The 23,031-nt window shown below is 73.9% G+C and carries 23 protein-coding genes; 9 read left to right on the top strand and 14 right to left on the bottom strand.

The features are described from left to right. Positions 1-2: 2 nt before the first annotated feature. Together ACFY23_RS02560 and mqnE are read right to left on the bottom strand one after the other, a co-directional pair. Positions 3-425 (bottom strand): hypothetical protein, encoded by a 423-nt coding sequence (locus tag ACFY23_RS02560; RefSeq protein ID WP_350686559.1) that lies wholly within the window; start codon positions 423-425, stop codon positions 3-5. A gap of 23 nt (positions 426-448) precedes the next feature. Beyond that, entirely contained in the window at positions 449-1,618 is a 1,170-nt protein-coding gene (mqnE, locus tag ACFY23_RS02555; RefSeq protein WP_350686558.1) for an aminofutalosine synthase MqnE, read from the bottom strand. Between the two features lie 243 nt (positions 1,619-1,861). Between mqnE and ACFY23_RS02550 the strand changes: the two genes are divergently transcribed. The 4 genes from ACFY23_RS02550 (at position 1,862) to ACFY23_RS02535 (ending at position 7,557) form a co-directional block, all read left to right on the top strand. Beyond that, a complete protein-coding gene (locus ACFY23_RS02550; protein ID WP_350818915.1) occupies positions 1,862-3,421 on the top strand; it encodes an NlpC/P60 family protein in 1,560 nt (519 codons plus the stop codon). Positions 3,422-3,586: 165 nt separating this feature from the next. Then, on the top strand, positions 3,587-4,771 hold the full coding sequence (locus ACFY23_RS02545; RefSeq protein ID WP_350679184.1) for a hypothetical protein: 1,185 nt from the start codon (positions 3,587-3,589) through the stop codon (positions 4,769-4,771). Positions 4,772-4,970: 199 nt separating this feature from the next. Beyond that, positions 4,971-6,827, top strand: a complete 1,857-nt coding sequence (locus ACFY23_RS02540; RefSeq protein ID WP_387035533.1) for a DEAD/DEAH box helicase — start codon at positions 4,971-4,973, stop codon at positions 6,825-6,827. A gap of 109 nt (positions 6,828-6,936) precedes the next feature. Next, positions 6,937-7,557, top strand: coding sequence for a putative glycolipid-binding domain-containing protein (locus ACFY23_RS02535; protein ID WP_350679198.1), 621 nt, complete (start codon positions 6,937-6,939; stop codon positions 7,555-7,557). An 82-nt stretch (positions 7,558-7,639) separates the two neighbouring features. Here the strand turns inward: ACFY23_RS02535 and ACFY23_RS02530 are convergent, their stop codons facing one another. Both ACFY23_RS02530 and ACFY23_RS02525 read right to left on the bottom strand, forming a co-directional pair. Further along, entirely contained in the window at positions 7,640-8,731 is a 1,092-nt protein-coding gene (locus tag ACFY23_RS02530) for a PLP-dependent cysteine synthase family protein (RefSeq protein ID WP_350679180.1), read from the bottom strand. A gap of 110 nt (positions 8,732-8,841) precedes the next feature. Beyond that, entirely contained in the window at positions 8,842-9,300 is a 459-nt protein-coding gene (locus ACFY23_RS02525; RefSeq protein ID WP_350679178.1) for an Lrp/AsnC family transcriptional regulator, read from the bottom strand. Positions 9,301-9,569: 269 nt separating this feature from the next. Between ACFY23_RS02525 and ACFY23_RS02520 the strand changes: the two genes are divergently transcribed. Further along, entirely contained in the window at positions 9,570-9,836 is a 267-nt protein-coding gene (locus ACFY23_RS02520) for a BldC family transcriptional regulator (protein ID WP_089002465.1), read from the top strand. Between the two features lie 66 nt (positions 9,837-9,902). Here the strand turns inward: ACFY23_RS02520 and ACFY23_RS02515 are convergent, their stop codons facing one another. After that, a complete protein-coding gene (locus ACFY23_RS02515) occupies positions 9,903-10,532 on the bottom strand; it encodes a UbiX family flavin prenyltransferase (RefSeq protein WP_350679175.1) in 630 nt (209 codons plus the stop codon). Between the two features lie 192 nt (positions 10,533-10,724). Between ACFY23_RS02515 and ACFY23_RS02510 the strand changes: the two genes are divergently transcribed. Then, positions 10,725-11,708, top strand: coding sequence for a terpene synthase (locus tag ACFY23_RS02510; RefSeq protein WP_350679173.1), 984 nt, complete (start codon positions 10,725-10,727; stop codon positions 11,706-11,708). Between the two features lie 94 nt (positions 11,709-11,802). On the opposite strand, the gene mqnP is transcribed toward ACFY23_RS02510, so the two are convergent. Both mqnP and ACFY23_RS02500 read right to left on the bottom strand, forming a co-directional pair. Next, positions 11,803-12,717: a menaquinone biosynthesis prenyltransferase MqnP gene (gene mqnP, locus ACFY23_RS02505; RefSeq protein WP_350679171.1), complete on the bottom strand. Its 915-nt coding sequence runs from the start codon at positions 12,715-12,717 to the stop codon at positions 11,803-11,805. Beyond that, positions 12,717-14,177 carry a menaquinone biosynthesis decarboxylase gene (locus ACFY23_RS02500; protein WP_350679169.1) on the bottom strand — a complete coding sequence of 487 codons (1,461 nt, stop codon included), beginning with the start codon at positions 14,175-14,177 and terminating at the stop codon, positions 12,717-12,719. Before ACFY23_RS02500 ends, mqnP begins: the two co-directional genes overlap by 1 nt. A gap of 164 nt (positions 14,178-14,341) precedes the next feature. Between ACFY23_RS02500 and ACFY23_RS02495 the strand changes: the two genes are divergently transcribed. Further along, entirely contained in the window at positions 14,342-15,157 is an 816-nt protein-coding gene (locus ACFY23_RS02495) for an alpha/beta hydrolase (RefSeq protein ID WP_350679167.1), read from the top strand. 12 nt (positions 15,158-15,169) lie between these two features. Here the strand turns inward: ACFY23_RS02495 and ACFY23_RS02490 are convergent, their stop codons facing one another. Further along, complete coding sequence (locus tag ACFY23_RS02490) at positions 15,170-15,724, bottom strand: carboxymuconolactone decarboxylase family protein (protein ID WP_350679165.1); 555 nt, start codon at positions 15,722-15,724, stop codon at positions 15,170-15,172. A 108-nt stretch (positions 15,725-15,832) separates the two neighbouring features. Here ACFY23_RS02490 and ACFY23_RS02485 point away from each other — a divergent pair, with 108 nt between their 5' ends. Beyond that, complete coding sequence (locus tag ACFY23_RS02485; RefSeq protein WP_350679196.1) at positions 15,833-16,306, top strand: MarR family transcriptional regulator; 474 nt, start codon at positions 15,833-15,835, stop codon at positions 16,304-16,306. Between the two features lie 66 nt (positions 16,307-16,372). On the opposite strand, the gene ccsB is transcribed toward ACFY23_RS02485, so the two are convergent. The 6 genes from ccsB to hemL form a co-directional block, all read right to left on the bottom strand. Continuing rightward, positions 16,373-17,347, bottom strand: coding sequence for a c-type cytochrome biogenesis protein CcsB (gene ccsB / locus ACFY23_RS02480; RefSeq protein ID WP_350679163.1), 975 nt, complete (start codon positions 17,345-17,347; stop codon positions 16,373-16,375). Continuing rightward, positions 17,347-19,002, bottom strand: a complete 1,656-nt coding sequence (locus tag ACFY23_RS02475; protein ID WP_350679161.1) for a cytochrome c biogenesis protein ResB — start codon at positions 19,000-19,002, stop codon at positions 17,347-17,349. Before ACFY23_RS02475 ends, ccsB begins: the two co-directional genes overlap by 1 nt. After that, the gene (locus tag ACFY23_RS02470; RefSeq protein ID WP_350679159.1) at positions 19,002-19,865 is read right to left on the bottom strand and encodes a cytochrome c biogenesis protein CcdA; all 864 of its coding nucleotides are present in this window, start codon (positions 19,863-19,865) and stop codon (positions 19,002-19,004) included. The genes ACFY23_RS02475 and ACFY23_RS02470 overlap by 1 nt, the downstream gene beginning before the upstream one ends. Next, positions 19,865-20,440, bottom strand: a complete 576-nt coding sequence (locus ACFY23_RS02465; RefSeq protein ID WP_350679157.1) for a TlpA disulfide reductase family protein — start codon at positions 20,438-20,440, stop codon at positions 19,865-19,867. Before ACFY23_RS02465 ends, ACFY23_RS02470 begins: the two co-directional genes overlap by 1 nt. Then, positions 20,440-21,087, bottom strand: a complete 648-nt coding sequence (locus ACFY23_RS02460) for a histidine phosphatase family protein (RefSeq protein ID WP_091099474.1) — start codon at positions 21,085-21,087, stop codon at positions 20,440-20,442. Before ACFY23_RS02460 ends, ACFY23_RS02465 begins: the two co-directional genes overlap by 1 nt. A 64-nt stretch (positions 21,088-21,151) precedes the next feature. After that, positions 21,152-22,489 (bottom strand): glutamate-1-semialdehyde 2,1-aminomutase, encoded by a 1,338-nt coding sequence (hemL, locus tag ACFY23_RS02455; RefSeq protein WP_350679154.1) that lies wholly within the window; start codon positions 22,487-22,489, stop codon positions 21,152-21,154. A gap of 195 nt (positions 22,490-22,684) precedes the next feature. On the opposite strand from hemL, the gene ACFY23_RS02450 reads away from it, so the two are divergent. After that, positions 22,685-23,020: an STAS domain-containing protein gene (locus tag ACFY23_RS02450; RefSeq protein WP_350679152.1), complete on the top strand. Its 336-nt coding sequence runs from the start codon at positions 22,685-22,687 to the stop codon at positions 23,018-23,020. Positions 23,021-23,031 lie beyond the last annotated feature (11 nt).

The following is a 23,031-nucleotide window of genomic DNA, read 5'->3' as shown; positions in this document are numbered from 1 at the left end:
GTTCAGCCCGTCCGGCGGGCCAGCCAGTGGACGCCGTGGAACCAGACCACCGCGTACCCGAGGGTGAACGCCGCCGCCCCCAGCGCACCGGAGGCCATCGGCGGGAGCCCGGCGGCCAGACCGGCCACCACCAGCCCGGCGGCCAGCCCCACCGCGCCGGCCGCGAGCGCCGCCACCACCCGGGCCGCGCCGAACTCCCAGGCCCGGAAGTCGTCCCAGAACAGCCAGGCCGGCAGGATCACCGCCAGCCAGCCGTTGGCACGGCCGAAGTCGCCGCTGCCGATCAGCGCGAACGCCCAGTCGAACAGCGCCACCGCCAGCACACCGATGACCAGGCCGGCCAGGCTCACCCCGAGCAGGTCGCCCAGGGTGAGGATGCGCCCCTCGGCGTCGCGCCGGGGGAACCCGCTCCGCTGCTCGGTCATGGCCTACGAGGGTACGTGCCGGCTCAGGCCCAGACCTGCTGCGGCTCGGCGCGGCGCTCCGCCAGGGACGGGGCGGCGTCGTACTCGCGGACCACCTCGTAGCGGGTGTTCCGCTCGACGGGGCGGAAGCCGGCGTCCCAGATCAGGTGCAGCAGGTCGTCCCGGTGCATCGTGTTCGGCGTGCCGTACGAGTCGGCGTCGTGGGTGATCTTGTATTCGACGACCGAGCCGTCCAGGTCGTCCACGCCGAAGTTGAGCGAGAGCTGGGCCACCGAGAGGCCGTGCATCACCCAGAAGCACTTCACGTGCGGGACGTTGTCGAACAGCAGCCGGGAGACCGCGAAGGTCTTGAGCGACTCGGCGGGCGAGGCCATCGTCGTCCGGGCCTGGATCCGGTTGCGGATCTTGCCGTCGGCCGAGTCGACGAAGTCGTGCTGGTAGCGCAGCGGGATGAAGACCACGAAGCCGCCGGTCTCGTCCTGCAACTCGCGCAGCCGCAGCACGTGGTCGACCCGGTGCCGGGGCTCCTCGATGTGGCCGTAGAGCATCGTCGACGGCGTCTTCATGCCCTTGCTGTGCGCCAGCCGGTGGATCCGCGACCAGTCCTCCCAGTGGCAGGCGTGGTCGACGATGTGCTGCCGGACCTCCCAGTCGAAGATCTCCGCGCCGCCGCCGGTCAGCGACTCCAGACCGGCGTCCATCAGCTCGTCGAGGATCTCGTCGGCGGTCAGGCCGCTGATCTTCTCGAACCACTGCACCTCGGTCGCGGTGAACGCCTTCAGCTTGACGTTCGGCAGCGCCGCCTTCAGCTCGCGCAGCACCTTCGGGTAGTAGCGCCAGGGCAGGGTCGGGTGCAGGCCGTTGACGATGTGCAGCTCGGTGAGCTGCTCGTCCTCCATCTCCTTGGCCTTGCGGACGGCCTCGTCGATGCGCATCGTGTAGGCGTCCTTCTCGCCCGGCTTGCGCTGGAACGAGCAGTACGCGCACGAGGCGGAGCAGACGTTGGTCAGGTTGAGGTGCCGGTTGACGTTGAACATCACCCGGTCGCCGTTGAGCTCCGTGCGCCTGTGGTGGGCCAGTCGCCCCAGCCACGCCAGGTCGTCGCTGTCGTAGAGGGCGATGCCGTCCTCGCGGGTCAGCCGCTCGCCGGCGTACACCTTCGCTTCGAGCTCACGCTTGAGTCCGGCGTCCATCGAAAGCCACGTCCCTTCCACCTGCGGTAGGAATCGAGCCTACGTCCACCTGCCGACGCCGCCGCAGCACGGTCGGCCCCCGTGGGGCGATTCACCGAACTCTCAGCCTCCCGTTACCTACCCACGCATCGACATGGCTGCGTGCGTGAGGTAAGACAGGATGGGACGTTCGCCACACGCTGGTAGCGTCCTCACGGCCGTGCCCATCCTGGCGCGGCGACAGCACGCCGGACGGGGAGCGGAATGGTCGACAGCGGGCGCGGGCGACGGCAGCGACGACGGAGCCCGGTGATCTCGCCGGTGCTGCGTCCGGCGCTCTGGTCCGCCCTGCTCGGAGCCGTCGCCGCCGCGGTCCTCGCCAACCCGGTCCAGGCCGACCCGGCGCTGCCCGCCGGCGTCCCCGACACCGGCCTCCGCCCGGCCGTCACCGGCCAGCTCCAGCTCCCCGGCGGCGCGCCCGTCACCGGGGCGCCCGTCACCGGGACGCCGGGCGTGCCGGCCGGCAACCTGATCAACGGCCCGCTCGCCACCCAGATCTACACCGCCGAGGCGCAGGTCGGGCAGTTGCGCGACCAACTGCTCGTGCTGCTGCAGAAGCGCACCGAAGGCGAGGGCCAGCGGGCCACCGCCGAGCGCGACCTCGCGCTCGCCCGGGACGCGCTGGCCCGCGCCCAGGAGGGCGCCGACGCCGCCGCCGCGGGCGCGTTCAAGGCCGCCGCCGCCCTCCCGCCCGGCGAGTTCGCCAACGACCTGCACGAGCTGAGCCGCCTCTCCCGCATCATCCGCGGCGAGAGGGCCGAGGGCGGCACCACCGCCGCCGAGGGCGAGCTGTCCCGGGCCCGCGCCGGCGAGCAGGCGGCCAGTCAGGCGATGGTGTCCGCCGAGTCCCGGCTCAAGACCGCCCAGACGGAGTACGCCGCCGGCGAGAAGTCCCTGCGCGACGCCGAGGCCAAGCTGGCGAAGCTGCGCCGGGACAACGCCGCGCAGCTCATCGAGCTCGAGCGCCAGCAGGAGGCCGCCGACCAGCAGCTCGGCGCCGGCTACATCGGCAACGAGACCGCCAACGGCCTGGCCGCCCACCCGACGGCCCTGAAGGCCCTGGCGTACGCCAAGGCGCAGCTCGGCGACCCCTACCTGTGGGCCGCCGAGGGGCCGGACCGGTTCGACTGCTCCGGCCTGATCTACGCCGCCTACCGGTCGGCGGGCTACTACGAGCTGCCCCGGGTCTCCCGGGACCAGTACTACGCCACCCGGTCCCGCACCGTGTCCCGCAGCGCGCTGCTCCCCGGTGACCTGCTCTTCTTCGCCTCTGGCACGAGCTGGACGACGATCCACCACATGGGCATGTACGTCGGCGGCGGCAAGATGATCCACGCGCCGACCACCGGCGACGTCGTCAAGATCTCCACGGTGCGCTGGTCCCGGCTCTACGCCGCCACCCGGGTGATCGGGGCGGTGCCCGCGCCGACGAGCACCCCGACGCCGACGCCGACGCCGACCAAGCCGAAGCCGACGGGGAGCGCGACGCCGACCCCGAAGCCCACCTCGCCGTCGCCGTCGCCGACCCCGTCGACCTCGCCCTCGGCGACGCCCACCGGGTCGCCGTCGCCCACGACGTCGCCCAGCGCGTCGACCTCGCCGACGCCGACGCCGACCCCGACCGAGGCGTCGCCGGACGCGAGCCGCTCGGCCTCGTCGACGCCGACCGCCACCTCCGGCAGCGTGGCGCCGACCACGGCGGCGAGCAGCACCGACCCGGAGCGCAGCACGTCGGCCACCGCCTCGGCCAGCACGGGTAGCTGACCGGGGCGCGCCGGCTCCGCCCGGCACCCCGGTGCCAGTCCGCACGGACCACGGGTCCGGAACGCACTCCGGCTGTGCCGCCGGGCCGGAATGTGGCACGGTGACAGCAGGCACGCCCGGTCCGACGTCGCGGATCCGGGCGCGAGCGCGGCGCGGAGGGCGAGCATGGCCGAGCAAGAGGTTCCGGCGGAGCCGGTCGACCACGGATCCACGCCCGACCGGAGCCGCGTCGAGGCCCCGGCACCCGCCAGCGGGGCCGTCGCGACCGCGGCCGACGGCGGCCCGGCGTCGAGCACCGGCGCCGCGGGCACGTCGGCGCCGTCGACGGAGCCGCCCGCCGGGGACGTACGCCGGCAGTCGGCCCGGGGCCGGGTGAGCGTGGCCACCGCGGCCGCCCCCGGCGAGGGCGACGCGGCACCGCCGGCCCGCCCGACCGCCGGCACCACCTACCGGGCCACCGGTGCGGCCGGCGCGCCCGTCCCCGGGCAGCGGGCGACGGCCACGGCGGCCCGGGCCAGCGCCGCCGTGCCCGGGATGCGGCAGGTCTCCGCCGACGAGGCCGCGGCCATCCGGTCGCGCACCGGCGAGGCGAGGGTCTACCGCGCGGCGCCGGTCAACCCGGAGCCGCCGGAGCCCGCCCAGCCGCCGGAACCGGCGCAGCCGCCCAAGCCACCGGTGCCGGAGCCCGAGCCGGCGCCGGCCCCCGTGCCGCCGGTGCCCGGCCCGAAACCGCCGTCGCCGAACCCGCCGGTCCCGACCCCGCCGGTGCCGACCCCACCGGCCCCCGTCCCCGTGCCGCCCCGGCCGGGCCCCACCCCGCCGGGCCCGGTGCCGCCCGTGCCGGGCCCGCCGACGCCGCCGCCCGGGCCGCCGGTGCCCGCCCCGCCGCCACCGCCCGGCCCGATGCCGGCACCACCGTTCCCGCCGCCCCCCGCCACGGCCACCGCGACCGTCCCGGCCCCGCCCGCGAGCCCGCCGCCGTCCACCGTCCCGGCGGTCTCCGCGCCGCCGGCATCCGCGCCGTCGGTCTCCGCGCCGCCCGCGCGCCGACCTGCGGGGCGCTACGACGGCGGGCCCGACCTGGGCACGATCTACGGCGCCGGCTCGGACGGCCCGGGCTTCGCCACGGTCTCCTTCCCGGCCAACCCGGTGGAGAACTCCGGCTCCTTGACCGGGCACATCCTGGCGCAGGGGTGGACGGAGACCCCCACCGAGGAGCGGTCCAGCACGGCCAGGGTGGTGATCGTCCTGGCCGCGTCCCTGGGTCTGCTCGTGGCGATCAGTGTGCTGGTCGTCCTGCTCGCCACCGACACCGTGGGCGGTCTGGTGGGCGGCGTCCTGACCAAGTGAGCCGCCCGGCGACGACCATGGTGAGCCCGCCCACTACCGTTCCGTGGCGCGGTGGCGGGTTCGCCGCTCCGCCGTACACTTGTGGAGATCATTGACCCGGCGCGCGTCGCGCGCGCCCATGGGCGATCTTGCGGGCGATTCGGCGGCGTTCAGCTGCGGCAGGCCATCGCGAAGATGCGCCCCGCTCGAAAGGCATTTCTTGACCGCGTTTGCTGAACCCGGCACGTTTCCGCCCGCCCTCGACACCGCCGACGCACAGGCCGTCGTCGAACAGGACGTCACCCCGCAGGACTCCGCCGCACCGGTGACGGCCGAGGCCACCGACTTCGCCGCGCTGGGGCTGCCCCAGCCGCTGGTCCGCGCGCTCGCGCGGCAGGGCATCACCGCCCCGTTCGAGATCCAGCGCGCCACCATGCCGGACGCGCTCGCCGGCCGGGACGTCCTCGGTCGGGGCCAGACCGGCTCCGGCAAGACCCTGGCCTTCGGCCTGCCGCTGCTGGCCCGGGTGGCCGACGGCGAGCGGGCCCGGCCGCTGCACCCGCGGGCCCTGGTCCTGGTGCCGACCCGCGAACTCGCCATGCAGGTCAACGACGCGCTGCTGCCGCTCGGCAAGGCCGTCGGCGTGTTCCTGAAGACCGCCGTCGGCGGCGTGCCGTACGACCGGCAGATCGACGCCCTGCGGCGCGGCGTGGAGATCGTCGTGGCCACCCCGGGCCGGCTGGGCGACCTGATCGCCCGGGGCGTGTGCCACCTGGACGACGTGGAGATCACCGTCCTCGACGAGGCCGACCAGATGGCCGACATGGGCTTCCTGCCCGAGGTCACCGAGCTGCTGGCGAAGACGCCGGCGGGCGCCCAGCGGCTGCTCTTCTCGGCCACTCTGGACGGTGACGTCGACGCGCTGGTCAAGCGGTTCATGACCGACCCGGTGACCCACTCGACCGCCCCGTCCACCGCCTCGGTGTCCACCATGGACCACCACATGCTGCTGATCCCGCCGCACGACAAGTTCCCGGTGGCGGCGTCCATCGCGGCCCGGGACGGGCGGACCATGGTCTTCGCCCGCACCCAGCTCGGCGTGGACCGGCTGGTCGAGCAGCTCGCCGCGGTGGGCGTACGCGCGGGCGGCCTGCACGGCGGCAAGACGCAGCGGATGCGTACCCGGACGCTGGCCGAGTTCCGTGAGGGTCGGATGAACGTCCTGGTCGCCACGGACGTGGCGGCCCGGGGCATCCACGTGGACGGCGTCTCGCTGGTGCTGCACGTCGACCCGCCGAAGGACCCGAAGGACTACCTGCACCGCGCGGGGCGTACCGCTCGGGCCGGAGAGTCCGGCGCGGTCGCCACGCTGGTGCTGCCGAAGCAGCGCCGGACGACCCTCGCCATGTTGGAGAAGGCCGGCGTGGCGCCGGCCGAGACCCGGGTGCGGGCCGGCGACCCGGCGCTGGCCGAGCTGACCGGCGCCCGCGAGCCGAGCGGCGTCCCGGTGCGCAACGAGCCCGAGGAGCCGCGCCGGCACGGCGACCGGCCGGGCGGCCCGCGCCGCTTCGGCGACCGCGACGCCCGGGGCGAGCGCCGCTACGGCGACCGGCCCCAGGGCGACCGCCGCGGCTACGGCGACCGCCCGCAGGGCGAGCGCCGTTACGGCGACCGGCCCACCGAGGGACGCGGCTACGGCGAGCGCGGCTTCGCGGACCGGGGCGAGCGGCGCTACGGCGACCGACCGCAGGGCGAGCGGCGCTTCGGCGACCGGGACGGGGGTCGCGGCGAGCGCCGCTACGCCGACCGGCCCACCGAGGGGCGTGGCTACGGCGAGCGGCCGACCGACAGCCGCAGCTACGGCGACCGACCCCAGGGCGAACGGCGCTACGGCGACCGACCGCACGGCGAGCGGCGCTTCGGCGACCGGCCCACGGAGGGGCGTGGCTACGCCGAGCGTGGGGAGCGGCGTTTCGGCGACCGGGGCGGCTTCCGGCCCGAGGGCCGGGGCCGCGACGACCGCCCGCGCGACGAGCGGCGGGGCTTCGGCGGTCGGCCGCCGGCGCGTACCCACTGATCACGAGCATCGACCGGGAACGCCGCCGCGGAGCCCGCGCTCCGCGGCGGCGTTTCCGCATCCGCTGCCGGTGTCGGTCGCGTCGCGTAACGTCCGGCTCATGCCGACCATGCCGAAGTCGCTCTTCTGGACCCGGACGGACACCGCCGGCACCGAGCACGCGCTGGTCGACGACGGCCGGGGGCTGACCGCTCGGGGCACGCTCACGGCCGTCGACCCGGTCCCCTACACCTGCCGCTACCAGCTCACCACCGACCCCGAGTGGCTGACCGCCCGGGCCGAGGTCGAGGCGGAGGGCTCCGGGTGGCTGCGGAGCGTACGCCTGGAGCGGGCCGGCGACCGGTGGCGGGTGACCACCGGCGAGCAGGGCGACCTGGACGCGGCGCTGCGGGCCGCCGGCCATCCGCCCGCGGGGCTGCCCGGCACGGACGACCCGGACCGGCTGGCTGAGGCGCTGGACGTCGACCTCGGCGGTTCGCCGCTGTTCAACGCCCTGCCGGTGCACCGCCTCGGGTTGCCCCGCGCGCCGGCCGACACGCCGCACCGGGTCGCCGTCGCCTGGGTGCTGGTGCCCAGCCTGATGGTGGTGCCCGCCGAGCAGGTCTACACGCCGCTCGGCCCCGGGCGGGTCCGCTTCACCAGCGACACGTTCACCGCCGACATCGACCTCGACGCCGACGGCTACGTGGTCCGCTACCCGGGGCTGGCCGAGCGCGTCGAGTCGCGCTGACCGCCGCGCCGGGGACGGCGGTCCGGGCAGTGGCCGTGCTCGGGCCGATCCTCGCCGACGCCGTCGACCAGCCGGGAGCGGGTCAGGCCGGCCAGGCGCCGTCGGCGAGGAAGCCCTCGATCGTCGCCAGGTGCGGGCCCAGGTCGAGCCCCTGGGCGGCCACCCAGTCGTCGGCGTAGTACGTGTCGGCGTAGCGGTCGCCGGCGTCGCAGATCAGGGTGACCACCGAGCCGGTGCGGCCCTCGGCGAGCATTTCCGCGATCAGCCCGAAGGCCCCCCACAGGTTGGTGCCGGTCGAGCCGCCCACCCGGCGGCCGAGCACGGCCGAGCCGGCCCGCATGGCGGCCAGCGAGGCGGCGTCGGGCACCTGGACCATCCGGTCCACCACCGAGGGCAGGAACGACGCCTCCACGGTCGGCCGGCCGATCCCCTCGATCCGCGAGCCGCGCCCGGTGCGGACCGACCAGTCGGCGGCCTGCCAGGCGGGATAGAACGCGGAGTTCTCCGGGTCGACCACGCAGAGCTTGGTCGGCAGCCGCCGGTAGCGGGCGTACCGGCCGATGGTGGCGCTGGTGCCGCCGGTGCCGGCGCCCACCACGATCCACGTCGGCACGGGGTGCCGCTCCAGGGCGAGCTGCGCGTAGATCGACTCGGCGATGTTGTTGTTGCCCCGCCAGTCGGTGGCCCGCTCGGCGAAGGTGAACTGGTCCATGAAGTGCCCGCCGGAGTCCTCCGCCAGCCAGCGGGCCTCGACGACCACCTTGGCCGGGTCGTCGACGAGGTGGCAGCGACCGCCCTGGAACTCGATCTGGGCGATCTTCTCCGGCGAGGTGGAGGCCGGCATCACCGCGATGAACGGCAGCCCCAGCATCCGCGCGAAGTACGCCTCCGAGACCGCCGTCGAGCCGGAGGACGCCTCGATGATCGTGGTGCCCGGCCCGATCCAGCCGTTGCACAGCCCGTAGAGGAAGAGCGACCGGGCCAGCCGGTGCTTGAGCGAGCCGGTGGGGTGCACCGACTCGTCCTTCAGGTAGAGGTCGATCCCCCATGCCCGGGGCAGCGGGAACGGCAGCAGGTGGGTGTCGGCGGACCGGTTGGCGTCCGCCTCGACGGCGGCGATCGCGTCGGTCACCCAGCGCCGGCTGGCCTCGTCGCACCGGTCGAGATGAGTCACGCCCGAAACCTAGCAAGCCCGCTCAGCGCGGCTCGGCTCCGGCCCGGCGGCGCTGGCCCGCCCGGCGGCGGGACGACCCGGCGGGCCAGGCGTGCCGCGGCAGGCGCCGGTCAGGTGGTGGGCACCACCGGGGGCTGCGGACGGTTCTCCCACTTGGTGGAGAGGGCGATGCCGGTCCGGGTGGAGGCGACGCCGGGGGTCCGGTTCAGCCGCACGATCAGCCGCTCCAGCTCCGCGATGGTGCCGACCCTGGCCTTGAGCAGGAACGACTCGACGCCGGCCATGAAGTAGCAGGACTCGATCTCGGGCATCTGCCGGAACGCCTCGAGCACGTCGTCGGTGTCGGCGCCGGAGTCCTGGATGATCCCGATGAGCGCGGTGACGGCGAAGCCGATCGACTCGGGCTCCACCTCCGCCCGGTACGCCCGGATCACGCCGCTGGCCTCCAGCTTGCCGACCCGTTCGTGCACGGCCGGCGCGGAGAGGCCCACCTGCCGGGCCAGCTCGGCGTAGGACAGGCGGGCGTTGCCGCGCAGCAGTTCCACGAGGCTCAGGTCGATGGCGTCCACGGACTGTAGACCCTAGCGGTCCGGGCGTAACGTCGGGCATTCGGAGCGCGTTGAACATGACAGGGTGTAGTCGTTCGCAAACTCACAGTCAATGGAGTCGTCCACAGGTAATATTTCCTAACTTCCCACTCAGTGCGTTTTTCGCGTTTGGCGGACAGGCCAGGTCGCTGGTGCTGTAATTGCCATACGTCCCTCATGACGGCTCTGGGCTCGCACCGGCCGGGGGCAGTGTGTTCAGCCGGGGGCTTCGTCGACGCGAGGAGGGGGCTGTGGACACTGGAGATCGCCTGCTGACACCGGGTGAAGTTGCCGCATTGTTTCGGGTTGACCCGAAGACTGTGACGCGATGGGCAGCGGCGGGCCGGATAGGCAGCATCCGGACTCCAGGCGGGCATCGCCGGTTTCGGGAATCCGAGGTGCGGGCCCTGCTTGAGGGTGAGGGCATGTTGGACGAGGCGGAGGACGTCGGCAAACCGCGCAACGCGGGCCCGGCCGCCTCGACGGGCCCGGGCCCGGCCAACGCGGGAATGTACTGACCGGTGCGGATCGGCGCGCGGACCGGACGCCAACTCCGGTCCGCGGCCCTGTGAACCCGGCCGGGCTCAGCCCCGCGCCGCGCCCAGCTCACCAGACCAGCGGCGGAACAGGTCGTGCGGTACGCCGAGGGCGTCCAGCACCTTGCCGGCCACGAAGTCGACGAGCTGCTGGGCGGAGGCCGCCGCCCCCGCGCCGTAGAAGCCGGGGCTGGCCGGCAGCACCACCGCCCCGGCGTCGTGCAGGGCGATCAGGTGCTCCAGGTGGCTGCGGGTCACCGGCGTCTCCCGGGGCACCACCACCACCGGCCGACGCTCCTTGAGGTTGACCTCGGCGGCGCGCTGGAGCAGGTCCTTGGAGAGCCCGATGGCGATGCCGGCGCAGGCCGCCGTGCTCGCCGGGACCACCGCCATCCCGCGTACCCGGTAGGAGCCGCTGCTGGGGCCGGCCGCCAGGTCGCCGGCGGGCCAGTGCCGCACGTCGGTGCCCGCGAGATCCCGGCCCAGCCAGGCGGCCAGGTCCTCCGCCCAGTGCGCGTCCCGGAACGGGCGGCCGGTCTCGTCGAGGATCGTCAGCCGGGCGGCCCGGGAGACGATCAGGTCCACCGGCTCCCCGGCGTCGAGCAGCGCCCGCACGACGGCCGCCGCGTACGGCGTCCCGGACGCCCCGGAGATCCCGACCACCCATGGTTCCCGCATGCCACCAGCCTGCCTGGTCGCTCGCCCGCACCGTCGGGCACCCCCGGGCCGGCGCCCGTCCGGGATGCCCTCCTCTGGGGCTGCTTGTCCCCGACGAGCGCGATGTCGGTCGGGATCGCGGGCGTCCCGGCGACCTGGCATGCTGCCGGGGCGATTCGCACGGACGCGGATCGCACGCGGGAGGAATCGGTGATGACCGACGAGATCCTCCGGTCGCTACGGTCGGAGTGCCCCATCCCGCCCCGGCTCTCGCCACACGCCGACCGGGTGCAGGGCTGGCTGACCGACGACCTGCTGCCGGGCCTCGGCCTGCCGGCCGACGACGGGACGACGCAACGCCTGGCCCACGCCGGCGTCGCCCGGTACGCCGGCCGCCTCTACCCGGGCGCCACGGAGGCCGACCTGCGCGTGCTGGCCGCGCTGTTCACCTGGTTCTTCCTGGTCGACGACGCGTGCGACGGGCCGGGCCGGCTCGGCACGGACGAGATCCGGGCGCTGCGCGCCGGCGCGCTGACCCTGCTCCGTGAGGGCCCCCGGATCCGGCACGCCGGGCTGACCGGACCGCTGCGGCGGCTGCTGGTGCGCGCGTGGCGGGAGCCGCGGCGCCGGATGCCGGCCCGTTGGCGGCTGCGCTTCGCCGATGCCGTCGCCGACCACCTCGACGGCACGTGGCGGGAGGCGGTCAACAAGTCGGCCGGGCGCCGCCCCGGCGTCGCCGAGTACGTCGAGCTGCGGCGCGCCACCTCCGCCACGTACGTGTCGTACCCGCTGGTGGAGTTCGTCACCGGGCGCCCGCTGCCCGAGCCGGTGCACCACCACCCGCTGCTGCGCCGGGTCGCCGCCACCGGGAACGACCTGGTCTCCTGGTACAACGACCTGGCCTCGCTGGAGCGCGACCGGGCCACCTCGGGCGGGCACAACCTGGTGCTCGCGACCGCCGCCGAGCACGGGGTGCCGGTGGAGACCGCGGTGGCGCTGACGGCCGAGCGCTGGCGGGCGTCGATGCGGCGCTTCGTCGAGCTGCGGGCGGCGGTGCCGTCGTTCGGGCCGGCGCTGGACGAGGCGGTCACCGACCATCTCGACGGGGTGGCGAACGCCGTCCGGGCGACGGTCGACTGGACGCTGGAGAGCGCCCGTTACCCGGGCTCCCGCCCCGAGCCCACCGCTGTGCGCTGACCCGCCCGGCACCGCCCGGCACTGACCCGCCCGGCAACACCCCGCGCCGGCCTCCGGCGGACCCTCCGACCGAGAGGCGCCGCGGCCGGCGCGGTCAGGGGCGCAGGTCGAGGCGGATCACCAGATCGAGCAGGGCGAAGACGAACAGCGCGATGCCGACGAAGCCGTTCGCGGTGAAGAAGGCACGGTTGACCTTGCTCAGGTCGGTCGGGGTGACGACCACGTGCTGGTAGCCGAACGCGAGCGCGGTCAGCGCCAGCCCGATCCACCAGGGCCAACCGAAGCCGACCAGCGCGCCGAACCAGATGAACAGCGCGAACGTCACCACGTGCGCGACGGTCGAGGCGTGCAGCGCGAACCGCAGCCCGTACCGGGCGGGCACGCTGTGCACACCGATCCGCCGATCGATCTCGGCGTCCTGGCAGGCGTAGATGAGGTCGAAGCCGCCGATCCAGAGCCCGACGGCCGCGCCGAGCAGCCAGGCGGGCCACGAGCCGTCGAGGGTGCCGGTGACCCCGAGCCACGCGCCGACCGGGCCCACCGCCTGGGCGACCGCCAGGATGGCGTGCGGCCAGTTGGTGAACCGCTTGCCGTACGGGTAGACGACCAGCGGCACCACGGCGAGCGGCGCGAGCACCAGGCAGAGCGGGTTGAGCAGGGCGGCGGCGGCGAGGAAGACCACGAGCGCAGCCGCCGCGCCGGTCCAGGCCGTCCGCACGCTGACCGCTCCGGTGACCAGCTCCCGGGAGGCCGTACGCGGGTTCCGCGCGTCGATGCGCCGGTCCAGGATCCGGTTGGCGGCCATCGCGAACGTCCGCGCGCCCACCATCGCCACGGTGATCAGGAGCAGGTCGAGCCACCGCACCCTCCCCCCGTGCACCTGCATGGCGGTGAGCGCCGACAGGTACGCGAACGGCAGCGCGAACACGGAGTGCTCGATCGCGACCAGCTTGAGGAAGGACTTGACCCGGCCGGGACGCTCCATCGGCTCGGCGACAGCGGCGGCCATCAGATGCCGTACTCCTTCCAGCGCTTGTCCACCAGGGAGACGACCTCGGGGGCCATCCTCATCTCCTCGGGCCAGCCCCGGGTGTAGCCCTCCTCGGGCAGCTTGCGGGTCGCGTCGACGCCCGCCTTGCCGCCCCAGAACTGCTGGTAGGAGGCGTGGTCCAGGTGGTCCACCGGGCCCTCGGTGAGCAGCAGGTCCCGGGCGTAGTCGACGTTGCCGAAGGCGCGGAAGGCGACCTCGTTGTAGTCGTGCACGTCGCAGTCCTCGTCGACGATCACGATCAGCTTGGTCAGCGACATCATGTGCGCGCCCCAGATCGCGTTCATCACCTTCTGGGCGTGCTTCGGGTAGCGCTTGCGGATCGACACGATCGCGCAGTTGTGGAAGACGCCGGCGGCGGGCAGGTCGTAGTCGACGATGTCCGGGATCAGGAAGCGCAGCAGCGGCGCGAAGATCCGCTCGGTGGCCTTGCCGAGGCCATGGTCCTCCTGCGGCGGCTGCGACGTGACGATCGAGTGGTAGACCGGGGCGCGCTGCATGGTCATGCACTCGATGTGCATCACCGGGAACGGCTCCACCGGCGTGTAGAAGCCGGTGTGGTCGCCGAACGGGCCCTCCGGCAGCCGCTCGCCCGGCTCGATGTAGCCCTCCAGGACGATCTGCGCGTGCGCTGGCACCTGCAGCGGGACCGTCAGGCAGTCCACCATCTCGACCCGCTCGCCCCGCAGATAACCAGCGAACAGGTATTCGTCGATGTCGGCCGGGAGCGGGGCGCTGGCCGCGTAGGCGACCGCGGGGTCGGTGCCGATGGCGATCGCCACCGGCAGCCGCTGCCCCAGCCGCTCGGCGACCGCGTGGTGCGCCGTGGAGTTCTTGTGGATCTGCCAGTGCATGCCGATGGTGTTCCGCGAGTGCTGCTGCAACCGGTACAGCCCCAGGTTGCGCTTGCCGGTCTCGGGGTGCTTGGTGTGCGTCAACCCGAAGTTGTGGAAGATCCCGCCGTCACCCGGCCAGACCTGCAACCCGGGCAGCCGGTTCAGGTCGACGTCGTCGCCGCGGTAGACCACCTGCTGGCAGGGGGCCGTCCTGACCTTCTTCGGCGGCATCGACTTGAGCTGCATGACCTTGCCGAGGCCGTCCATCATCCCGGAGAGGCCCATCGGCAGCTCCGGCTTGAGCATGTTGCCGATCCGCTCGCCGATCTCGTCCAGCGACTCGACGCCGAGCGCCATCGCCATCCGCTTCTCGGTGGCGAAGAGGTTGATCGCCACCGGCATCTCGCCCCGGGTCGGCCGCTCGAAGAGCAGCGCCGGGCCGCCCGCGCGGACCGTCCGGGTGACGATCTCACTGATCTCCAGGGTGGGATCGACGGGGACGCTCACCCGCCGCAGCTCGCCCGCGCGCTCCAGCGCCGCGAGGAAGTCCTTGAGATCGGTGTACGGGAAGCCACGAGCCGCCATGCCTGCCAGTCTCCCGCACCGGTATCCCGGCCGCCCCGGCCGGGTCGGGTGATGTCGACTGCCCCGTGTGCGTTCCGCCACACCGACCGCCGGGCGGGGCCGGATCCGTCGGTGCCGGGCGGCAACATGCGGGGTCGGTCGCAGGAGCGTGAAGGGGAGCCGGGATGCCGCGTCGCACGTCCGCAGCGTTGAACGTCGTCGAGCGGGGTGCCGGGACGCCGGTGCTGGCGCTGCACGGCTGGACGCCCGACCACCGGCTGATGCTCGGCTGCCTCGAACCGGTGTTCGCCGGGCGCCCCGGCTACCGGCGGCTCTACCCGGACCTGCCGGGCATGGGCGGATCGAAGTGCCCGCCGGAGATCGCCAGCTCCGACGACGTGCTCGCCGCCGTGCAGGACCTCGTGGACGACACCCTCGGCGACGCGCCGTTCCTGCTCGTCGGCGAGTCCTACGGCGGCTATCTGGCCCGCGCCCTCGCCCGGTCCCGCCCCGGGCAGGTGCTCGGGCTGGCGCTGATCTGCCCCGTCGGCACCGCTGTGGAGAACGCGGAGCGCCGGGTGCCGCAGCCGCAGGTGCTGCGCCCCGACCCGGACCTGCTCGCCGCGACCGACGCCCGGACCGCCGCCGAGTTCGCGGACATCGCCGTCGTGCAGACCCCGGAGACGCTGCGCCGGTTCCGCGACGAGGTCCTGGCCGGCCTCGACGTCGCGGACACCACGGCGATGGCGCGCATCCGGCGCCGGTGGACGCTCAGCGAGGATCCGGAGGGCGGCGCGCCGTTCGCCCGGCCGACCCTGATCCTCACCGGGCGGCAGGACCACGCCACCGGCTACCTCGACCAGTTCGCGCTGCTGCCGCACTACCCGCGGGCGACGTTCGCGGTGCTCGACGTCGCCGGCCACAACCTTCAGATCGAGCAGCCCGGCCTGTTCGATGCGCTGGTGGGCGAATGGCTCGACCGGGTCGCCGCCGAACGCTGACCGGGCGGTACGTCAGCCCGCGGGCTCCCAGGCGTACGCGGCCACGGGCGGGTCGAGGGGCGCGCCGGTGAGCCGGTTGGCGAAGGTGGAGATGGTGTACGCCCCGACGCCGAGCACCACGTCCAGGGCGTGCCGGGGCTGGTAGCCGGCCGCCAGGAAGGCGCGCGTTCCCTCCTCGGGCACCGCGCCCCGGTGGTCGAGCACGGCGAGGGTGAAGCGCCGCAGCGCCTCCAGCCGGTCGTCGGGCAGCGGCGTGCCGGAGCGGAGCGCCTCGATCAGCCCGGGCGCGGCGCCGTGCCGGGTCAGCGTGGCGGTGTGCATGGCCACGCAGAGGTGGCACTCGTTGCGGGTGGCGACGGTCAGCACCACCACCTCCCGCTCGACCGGGTCGAGGGCACAGCTCTCGAAGATGCCGTTGACGGTGAGGAAGCCCTTGAGCAGCTCCGGGGACTCGGCCATCAGGCCGACCGCGGCGGGCAGGTGGCCGAGCTTGCGGCGCACCCCGTCGATGGTCGGGCGCGCGGCGGTGGGAGCGGTGTCGGCGGTGTGCGGGGTGAAGACGGACACGGGCGTGGCCTCTCGTCGGGCGGGAGCCGACGCGGCTACCCGGTGGCGGCCCGCGGTGACGTACGATCGTCAACGTGGTTGACCAAACAGTAAACGAGGTTGTCGAAGTTGCCAAGCGCTGATCCCGGCCGCCCCGGCTTCCTGCTGCCCCTGCTGCTGCTCGCCGGCTTCCGTACGCTCATCGACGACCTGCACGCGGAGCTGGCCCGGCAGGGTCACCCGGAGCTGCGACCGCTGCACGGCTTCGTGCTCCAGGCCGTCGGCGACAGCACCACCGCCTCCGAACTGGGCCAGCGGCTCGGCGTCTCCAAGCAGGCGGCCGGCAAGACGGTGGACCGGCTGGTCGCCCTCGGCTACCTGGAACGCGCCGACGATCCGCGCGACGCCCGGCGCAAGCTGGTCCGGGTGACCGACCGCGGCCGGGACGGGCTGCACCGGTCGGCGGTCGTCTTCGACGAACTGCGGCAGCGCTGGGCCGACACCCTCGGCGCGGACCGGGTGACCGCGCTGGAGGACGACCTGCGCACGGTCACGCCGGCGAACTGGTTCCGCCTCGACGTGCCCGGCTGGTTCGGCGGCTGACCCGGCTCGACCGCCGGGCCCGCATGGCCGGATCCCGGCTCGTGCGGCACGTCCTGCGGACGGGTGTCAGTCGAGGCCGCCGTAGGAGTGCAGGCCCTCGAAGAAGATGTTCACGCCGAACAGGTTCATCAGCATGGTGAGGAAGCCGGCGACGGCGAGCCAGGCGGCCACGTTCCGCTTCACGCTCGGCGTGGCGCGGGCGTGCAGGTAGCCGGCGTAGATCACCCAGGAGATGAACGACCAGGTCTCCTTCGGGTCCCAGCCCCACGGCCGGCCCCAGGCCGCCTCGGCCCAGATCGCCCCGGCGATCACCGCGAAGGTGAAGACCGGGAACGCGAAGGCGTGCAGCACGAAGGCGAGACGCTCCAGACCGGCCGCCGACGGCATCCGCTTCGCCAGCGTGTAGGGGAAGCTCCGTCTGCCCTGCTCGTAGCCGGACCGCATCAGGAACGCCACCGCGGGCACGGCGGCGAGCAGGAAGATGCCGGAGGCGAAGACGACGGTCGAGACGTGGATGACGAACCAGTACGAGTTCAGCGCCGGCACCAGCGGCACGATCGGCACGTAGAGCACCAGTTCGGCGGTCGCCAGCAGGAGCACCATCACCAGCGACAGGAACAGCCCCAGGCGGCGCAGCATCGGCAGCTTCCAGAGCACCACCAGCCAGGCGGCCGCGCCGATCCACGAGACCGTGAGCACGAACTCGTACATGTTGCCCCAGGGCATCCGGTCGGCGGCGATGCCGCGGGTGACCAGCGCCCCGAGGTGCAGCAGCGTCGCGACCGCGGTGGCGACGACGGCGACCAGGCCCGCCAGCCGGGCACGCCGGGCGGTGCGCTCGGCCGCCGCCCGGTCGGCCTCGACGCGGGCCTCCGGGATGACGCCCCCGGCCCCGCCGACGCCGGCCCCGACCAGCTCGCGGGCGGGTGCCGCGACGCGGGCGCGGGCGTTGCCGAGCGCGTACTCGACGGCGTGGCTGATCATCGCGACCAGGTACGCCAGGATCGCGAACGACACCAACTGGTCGGAGAGTGCGGACATCACTCGGCTCCTTCTCGCGCTCCGGGCCGCTCGCCGCCGTCGCGATCGACACCGGCCCGCCCGGCCGGCCCCCCGTCACCGCTGATCGCGGCCACGAGCTGCGCGAACTCGTCGGCGAACCCTGGATGGTCGGTGCGCGGCAGGCCACCGGCCTCGACCAAGCTACTACCGCCCGTCGGAGATCCACCCGCGGGGTCGGCGGCACGCACCCGGAAGAAGACCCGGCGGCGCCGGCCGAACAGCGAGCCCATCAGCCCGACCAGCAGCGCCCCGGAGCTAACCAGCAGCAGCGTGGCGCCCGGGTCGTACCGGACCGACAGGGTGATGTACGGCTTGCTGTCCAGGAACTCGACCGTGCTGCCGTCGTCCAGCGTCCAGGTCTCGCCCTTGCGGAGCAGCTTCGTGCCGACCTCCTTCACCTTGCCGGCCCGCACCTGCCGCTGGTCCAGCTCGTAGATCGAGCCGGGGATGCCCGCGTCCAGCCCCAGGTTGCCCCGGTAGGCGACGAGGTTCAGCGCCGGGTTGCGCTCGGTCGGGTACTCGGAGCGCGCGAACGGCGCCGACTCCGGCGCGGTCGGCAGGTAGAGACCCGAGAAGGCCACCTGGAGGTCCGGGTCCCGGCTGCCGGTGGCCGGGTCGACGTTGGCGTCCGGGAAGGCCGCCAGCCCCTCGCTGGTCAGCCCGACGTCGCCGGTGGTCAGGAACGGCACTGCGCTGGTCTGGCTGCGGCCGAACCGGTCGGTGTAGCGGATCACCGGGGCGTAGCCGTGGCCGAGCAGGTAGACGTTCGCGCCGTCGAGGCGCAGCGGGGAGTTGACCGAGAATTCCGCCTGCCGCGGCTCGCCGCCGGCCTCGTCCACGGTCACCCTGGCCTCAAAGAACTCCGGCTGGCCGGACTCCAGGAACCGGGCCTCGAAGTCGTCGAGCTGCACGCAGAAGCCGGGCAGGTCCTCGCTGCCGACCCGGGGGCCGAGGTTGCTCTCGGCGTACTGCTGCACGGTGTTGCAGAACGCGTTGTCCTTGCCGGCGACCAGCAGCTTGTTGCCGGTCCAGCCGTACCAGGAGCTGAGCGCGACGCCGACCAGCACCACCACCATCGAGGTGTGGAAGAGCAGGTTGCCGGTCTCCTTGAGGTAGCCCTTCTCGGCGGAGACCTCGTCGCCGCGGACCACCACGCGCCAGCGCCGGCGGCGCAGCGTCTCGGCGATCGCCGTCGCACCGCCCTCGGGGGCGGGCAGCACCGCGTGCTGCGGCAGCCGGTCCAGCCGCTTCGGGGCGGCCGGCGGCGTCGACCGCAGCGCCCGGACATGGTCGCGCAGCCGGGGGGTGATGCAGCCGATCAGCGAGGTGAACAGCAGCAGGTAGATCGCGGAGAACCAGACCGAGCCGAACGCCTCGAAGGCGCCGATCCGGTCCAGCACCCGGGCCAGGTCGGGGTGCTCGGTGAAGTAGTCCCGCACGTCCTCCGGGTTGACCCCGCGCTGCGGCAGCACCGAGCCGGGGATGGCGGCGATCGCGAGCAGGAACAGCAGCACCAGCGCCGTACGCATGCTGGTGAGCTGCCGCCACGAGTTGCGCAGCAGGGCCAGCAGCCGGTTGGGGCGACGCCGGGGCGCCTCGGCCGGCGTCGCCGGCCGCTCGTCCACGACGGTCATCAGATGCTCACCTCGCCCACCCCGACGGTGGTCTGCAACCAGATCACGAAGTTCGTCCACCCGCCGGTGACCAGCGCGAGGCCGATCAGGATCAGCAGGGCGCCGCCGACCCGGGTGACCCAGCGGCTGTGGCGCCGCACGGCGCGGAAGACCCCGAGCAGGCGCTGGAAGCCCAGCCCGAAGACGACGAAGGGTATCCCCAGCCCCAGGCAGTACGCCACGGCCAGCACCACGGCGCGGTCGGTCTGCCCCTCGACGGCGGCCATGCCGAGCACCGCGCCCAGCGTCGGACCGACGCAGGGCACCCAACTGAGCGCGAAGACCGCGCCGAACACCGGGGCGCCGAGCAGCCCGGCGGCGGGCAGCCGGTGGATCCGGAACTCCCGCTGCAACCCGGGGAACACCCCGACGTAGCCCAGGCCGAGCACGACGATCAGCGCGCCGATGACGATCTCCAGCGTGCGTTCGTACTCGAAGAAGACCCGGCCGACGCCGGCGAAGAGGATCGCGGTGGCGGTGAAGACGACGGTGAAGCCGGCGATGAACAGCAGCGTGCCGGCCAGCACCCGGCCCTTCACGGCGGCGGCGGTGGCCCGCGCGGTGCGCTCCCGCACCGCCACCCCGCCGCCGGCGTCAGGAAGGGCCCCTTCCTCTGCCGAATCCGTTAACGGAGTGCCATTCCTCACACGAGGGCCGCGGGTTTCGAGGTCGGCTCCGGCGAGGCCGGTGACGTACGACAGGTAGCCCGGCACCAGCGGGAGCACGCACGGGGAGAGGAAGCTGACCAGGCCGGCGAGCGCGGCCGCGCCGATGGCGAGCAGCAGCGGGCCGGACTGGGCGAGTTCCCGGAACGTCTCGCCCATCAGCGGGAACCGTTGGGGGCGGGCTGCTCGGCCGCGACCCGCTCGACGATGGGCTGGAGACCCTCCTGCTTCACCGCCGCGCGGATGACGGCGGCGATCCGGCCGTCCCGGTCGAGCACGATGGTGGCCGGGATGGTGTTCGGCGGGATGTCCAGGGCGAGCGCGACGCGGCTGGGCGGGTCGAACAGGCTCGGGTAGGTCACCCCGAACCGCTCCTCGAAGGCGATCGCCTTGTCCCGGCTGTCCTGGATGTTGACGCCCAGGAAGGTGACCCCGGAGCCCTTGGTGGCCTGGTAGGTGTTCTCCAGGTCGTCCGCCTCGGCCCGGCACGGGTTGCACCACGAGCCCCAGAAGTTGATCACGACGACCTGACCGCGGTCCTGCGCCACGTCGTGGCTGCCGCCGGCGAGCAGCTCGCCGGAGATCTTCGGCGCCGCGGAACGCTTGTCGGGCGCGCACTCGATGACGCCGTCAGTGGTGCCGCAGGCCTCCTCCCGGCTCTGCGAGGAGCAGCCGGCCAGCGCCACCGTCGTGACGGCGGCGAGCAGACCCGCGGTCCACCTCCGGGCGTTCATCAGGCCCCCTTGGCCGTCCGGGCGGTCGCCGACATCGCGATCAGGTGCGCGGCCGGCTCGGAGTAGCCGATGCCGACGACCTTGGCGCCGTCGAAGTGGAAGGAGGTGAGGCTGGCCAGCCCGCACTGGCGCCGGCGCGGGTCGTGCCAGAGCCGCTTGCGCTCGACGTGGCGGCGCAGCGTCCAGATGGGGAGCTGGTGCGAGACGAGCACGGCCTCGCGCCCCTCGGCGGCCACCCGGGCGGCGTGCAGGGCGGCGAACATCCGCTCCGCGATCGCCCGGTACGCCTCGCCCCAGGACGGGGTGACCGGGTCCCGCAGCACCCACCAGTTGCGCGGGTCACGGAACGAGCCGTCGCCGGGCGAGACCTTCTTGCCCTCGAACCAGTTGGCACTCTCGATGAGCCGCTCGTCCACGCCGACCGGCAGCCCGAACTGCGCGGCGATCGGCTCGGCCGTCTGCTGGGCGCGCTCCAGCGGGCTGGCCACCACGTGCACGACCTCCCGCTCGGCGAGCCCCTGCGCGGCGGCCTTGGCCATCTGCACGCCGAGCTCGGAGAGCCGGAAGCCGGGCAGCCGGCCGTAGAGGATGCCCTCCGGGTTGTGCACCTCGCCGTGCCGCAGCACGTGGACCACCGTCTTGCTCACCGCTGCGCCCCCTTCGTTCGCGACTGCGGGGCTCGCAGACCCGGCTCACTCCTCGCGCTCACCGCTACCCCCCGTGACCCGCCGCTGCCGCCGCGTTGGCCGCCACCGGCAGGGCGGCGGCGATCTGCTCCAGAGCGGCGTCGTCCAGCGCCGCCGACACGAACCACGCCTCGAACGCGCTCGGCGGCAGGTAGACGCCGCCGGCGAGCATCGCGTGGAAGAACGCCTTGAAGGCCGGCACCTGCTGGGTGCGGGCGCTGTCGTAGTCGACCACGTCGGCATCGGTGAAGAAGATCGAGAACATGTTGCCCGCGTACGACAGTCGGTGCGGGACCCCGGCGGCGGCGAGCGCGTCGGCGGCGAGCTTGCTCACGACGGCGGCCGTCTCGTCGAGCCGGCGGTAGAGCGCGTCGTCGGCCAGCCGCAGGGTGGCCAGGCCGGCGGCGCAGGCCAGCGGGTTACCGGAGAGCGTGCCGGCCTGGTAGACGGGCCCGGCGGGGGCCAGTCGCTCCATGATCTCCGCGCGCCCGCCGAACGCCGCGGCCGGCAGCCCACCCCCCATGACCTTGCCGTACGTCCACAGGTCGGCGTCGGAGGGGTCGAGGCCGTGCCACCCGGCGCGGGAGACCCGGAACCCGGTCATCACCTCGTCGACGATGAGCAGCGCGCCGTGCGCGTGCGCGATCCGGGCGAGCTGCTGGTTGAAGCCGTCGCGCGGGGCGACCACGCCCATGTTGCCGGCGGCGGCCTCGGTGATGATCGCGGCGATGTGCTGGCCCTCGGCGGCGAACGCCTGCTCCACGGCGGCGACGTCGTTGTACGGCAGCACGATCGTGTCGCCCGCCGCCGCGCCGGTCACGCCGGGCGAGTCGGGCAGGCCGAGGGTGGCCACGCCGGAGCCGGCGGCGGCCAGCAGCGCGTCGGAGTGCCCGTGGTAGCAGCCGGAGAACTTGACGATCCGGGGGCGACCGGTGAAGCCGCGGGCCAGCCGGATCGCCGACATGGTGGCCTCGGTGCCGGAGTTGACCAGCCGGACCTGCTCGACGGGGGTGCGGTCGACGATCTCGGCGGCCAGCTCGACCTCGCCCGGGGTGGGGGTGCCGAAGCTGGTGCCCCGGACGGCGGCGGCCCGGATCGCGTCCACCACCTCCGGGTGCGCGTGGCCGAGGATCAGCGGGCCCCAGGAGGAGACCAGGTCGACGTAGCGCCGGTCGTCGGCGTCGTAGAGCCAGGGCCCCTCCCCCCGGACCATGAAGCGCGGGGTGCCGCCGACGGCACGGAAGGCGCGCACGGGGGAGTTCACCCCGCCGGGCACGATGGCCTTGGCGCGGTCGAACAGGGCCTCGGAGGCCGGCGCGTCGGCCGGGTAGCGGCCGGATCCGGCGGGAAACATATCGGTCACGATGCCGCCATTGTGTCAGCGCCGGGCGGCGAATCGGCAGGCACCCCGCACCGGGGTTACCAGGCTCACCCGCCCCGGCCTCCCGATCGCTCTCGCCGCAGCCCTTCCGGGCTCCGGGCCGGCGGTGTCCCGCTCGATGGGTGCGGCACCCCGGCTCGACAGGCCGGGTCGTCGGGATCGCGCTAGGCTGACCGGGTGGATCGTGCCGAACTGTCCATCACGCTACACCGGACGGGCGACGAAGCTGTGCTGCGCCTGGCCGGTGAGATCGACATGCTCACGGCCGCCCAGCTGTCGACTGTCGTCAATGAGGTGCTCGCCGATCCGCCGCCGCGGATCGTGCTCGACCTCGGCGGGGTCACCTTCTGCGACTCGCAGGGCCTGGGCACCCTCGTCGTGCTCAGCCGCAAGGCCAGCCACGCGCAGAGCCTCCTGGTCCTGACGAACGTCGGCGACTTCCTGCTCCGCGTCCTGGACATCACCGGCCTGCGCAGCGCCCTGATGATCCGCAACGACCAGACCACGGCCTGACCCCACCTCGG

Source organism: Micromonospora sp. NPDC000121, from assembly GCF_042899165.1.
Classification (GTDB): Bacteria; Actinomycetota; Actinomycetes; order Mycobacteriales; family Micromonosporaceae; genus Micromonospora.
The sequence above is the reverse complement of the archived record's forward strand: the minus strand, read 5'-3'. Positions and strand labels throughout refer to the sequence as shown.

What these genes read in the sequence shown, in the direction of transcription:
- ccsB (WP_350679163.1), bottom strand. Translation starts at nt 17,347, where the DNA reads ATGTCCGCACTCTCCGACCAGTTGGTGTCGTTCGCGATCCTGGCGTAC.
- ACFY23_RS02510 (WP_350679173.1), top strand. Translation starts at nt 10,725, where the DNA reads ATGACCGACGAGATCCTCCGGTCGCTACGGTCGGAGTGCCCCATCCCG.
- ACFY23_RS02550 (WP_350818915.1), top strand. Translation starts at nt 1,862, where the DNA reads ATGGTCGACAGCGGGCGCGGGCGACGGCAGCGACGACGGAGCCCGGTG.
- ACFY23_RS02545 (WP_350679184.1), top strand. Translation starts at nt 3,587, where the DNA reads ATGGCCGAGCAAGAGGTTCCGGCGGAGCCGGTCGACCACGGATCCACG.
- ACFY23_RS02535 (WP_350679198.1), top strand. Translation starts at nt 6,937, where the DNA reads ATGCCGAAGTCGCTCTTCTGGACCCGGACGGACACCGCCGGCACCGAG.
- ACFY23_RS02500 (WP_350679169.1), bottom strand. Translation starts at nt 14,177, where the DNA reads ATGGCGGCTCGTGGCTTCCCGTACACCGATCTCAAGGACTTCCTCGCG.
- mqnE (WP_350686558.1), bottom strand. Translation starts at nt 1,618, where the DNA reads ATGGACGCCGGACTCAAGCGTGAGCTCGAAGCGAAGGTGTACGCCGGC.
- ACFY23_RS02515 (WP_350679175.1), bottom strand. Translation starts at nt 10,532, where the DNA reads ATGCGGGAACCATGGGTGGTCGGGATCTCCGGGGCGTCCGGGACGCCG.
- ACFY23_RS02465 (WP_350679157.1), bottom strand. Translation starts at nt 20,440, where the DNA reads ATGAACGCCCGGAGGTGGACCGCGGGTCTGCTCGCCGCCGTCACGACG.
- ACFY23_RS02475 (WP_350679161.1), bottom strand. Translation starts at nt 19,002, where the DNA reads ATGACCGTCGTGGACGAGCGGCCGGCGACGCCGGCCGAGGCGCCCCGG.
- mqnP (WP_350679171.1), bottom strand. Translation starts at nt 12,717, where the DNA reads ATGGCCGCCGCTGTCGCCGAGCCGATGGAGCGTCCCGGCCGGGTCAAG.
- ACFY23_RS02560 (WP_350686559.1), bottom strand. Translation starts at nt 425, where the DNA reads ATGACCGAGCAGCGGAGCGGGTTCCCCCGGCGCGACGCCGAGGGGCGC.
- ACFY23_RS02495 (WP_350679167.1), top strand. Translation starts at nt 14,342, where the DNA reads ATGCCGCGTCGCACGTCCGCAGCGTTGAACGTCGTCGAGCGGGGTGCC.
- ACFY23_RS02470 (WP_350679159.1), bottom strand. Translation starts at nt 19,865, where the DNA reads ATGGGCGAGACGTTCCGGGAACTCGCCCAGTCCGGCCCGCTGCTGCTC.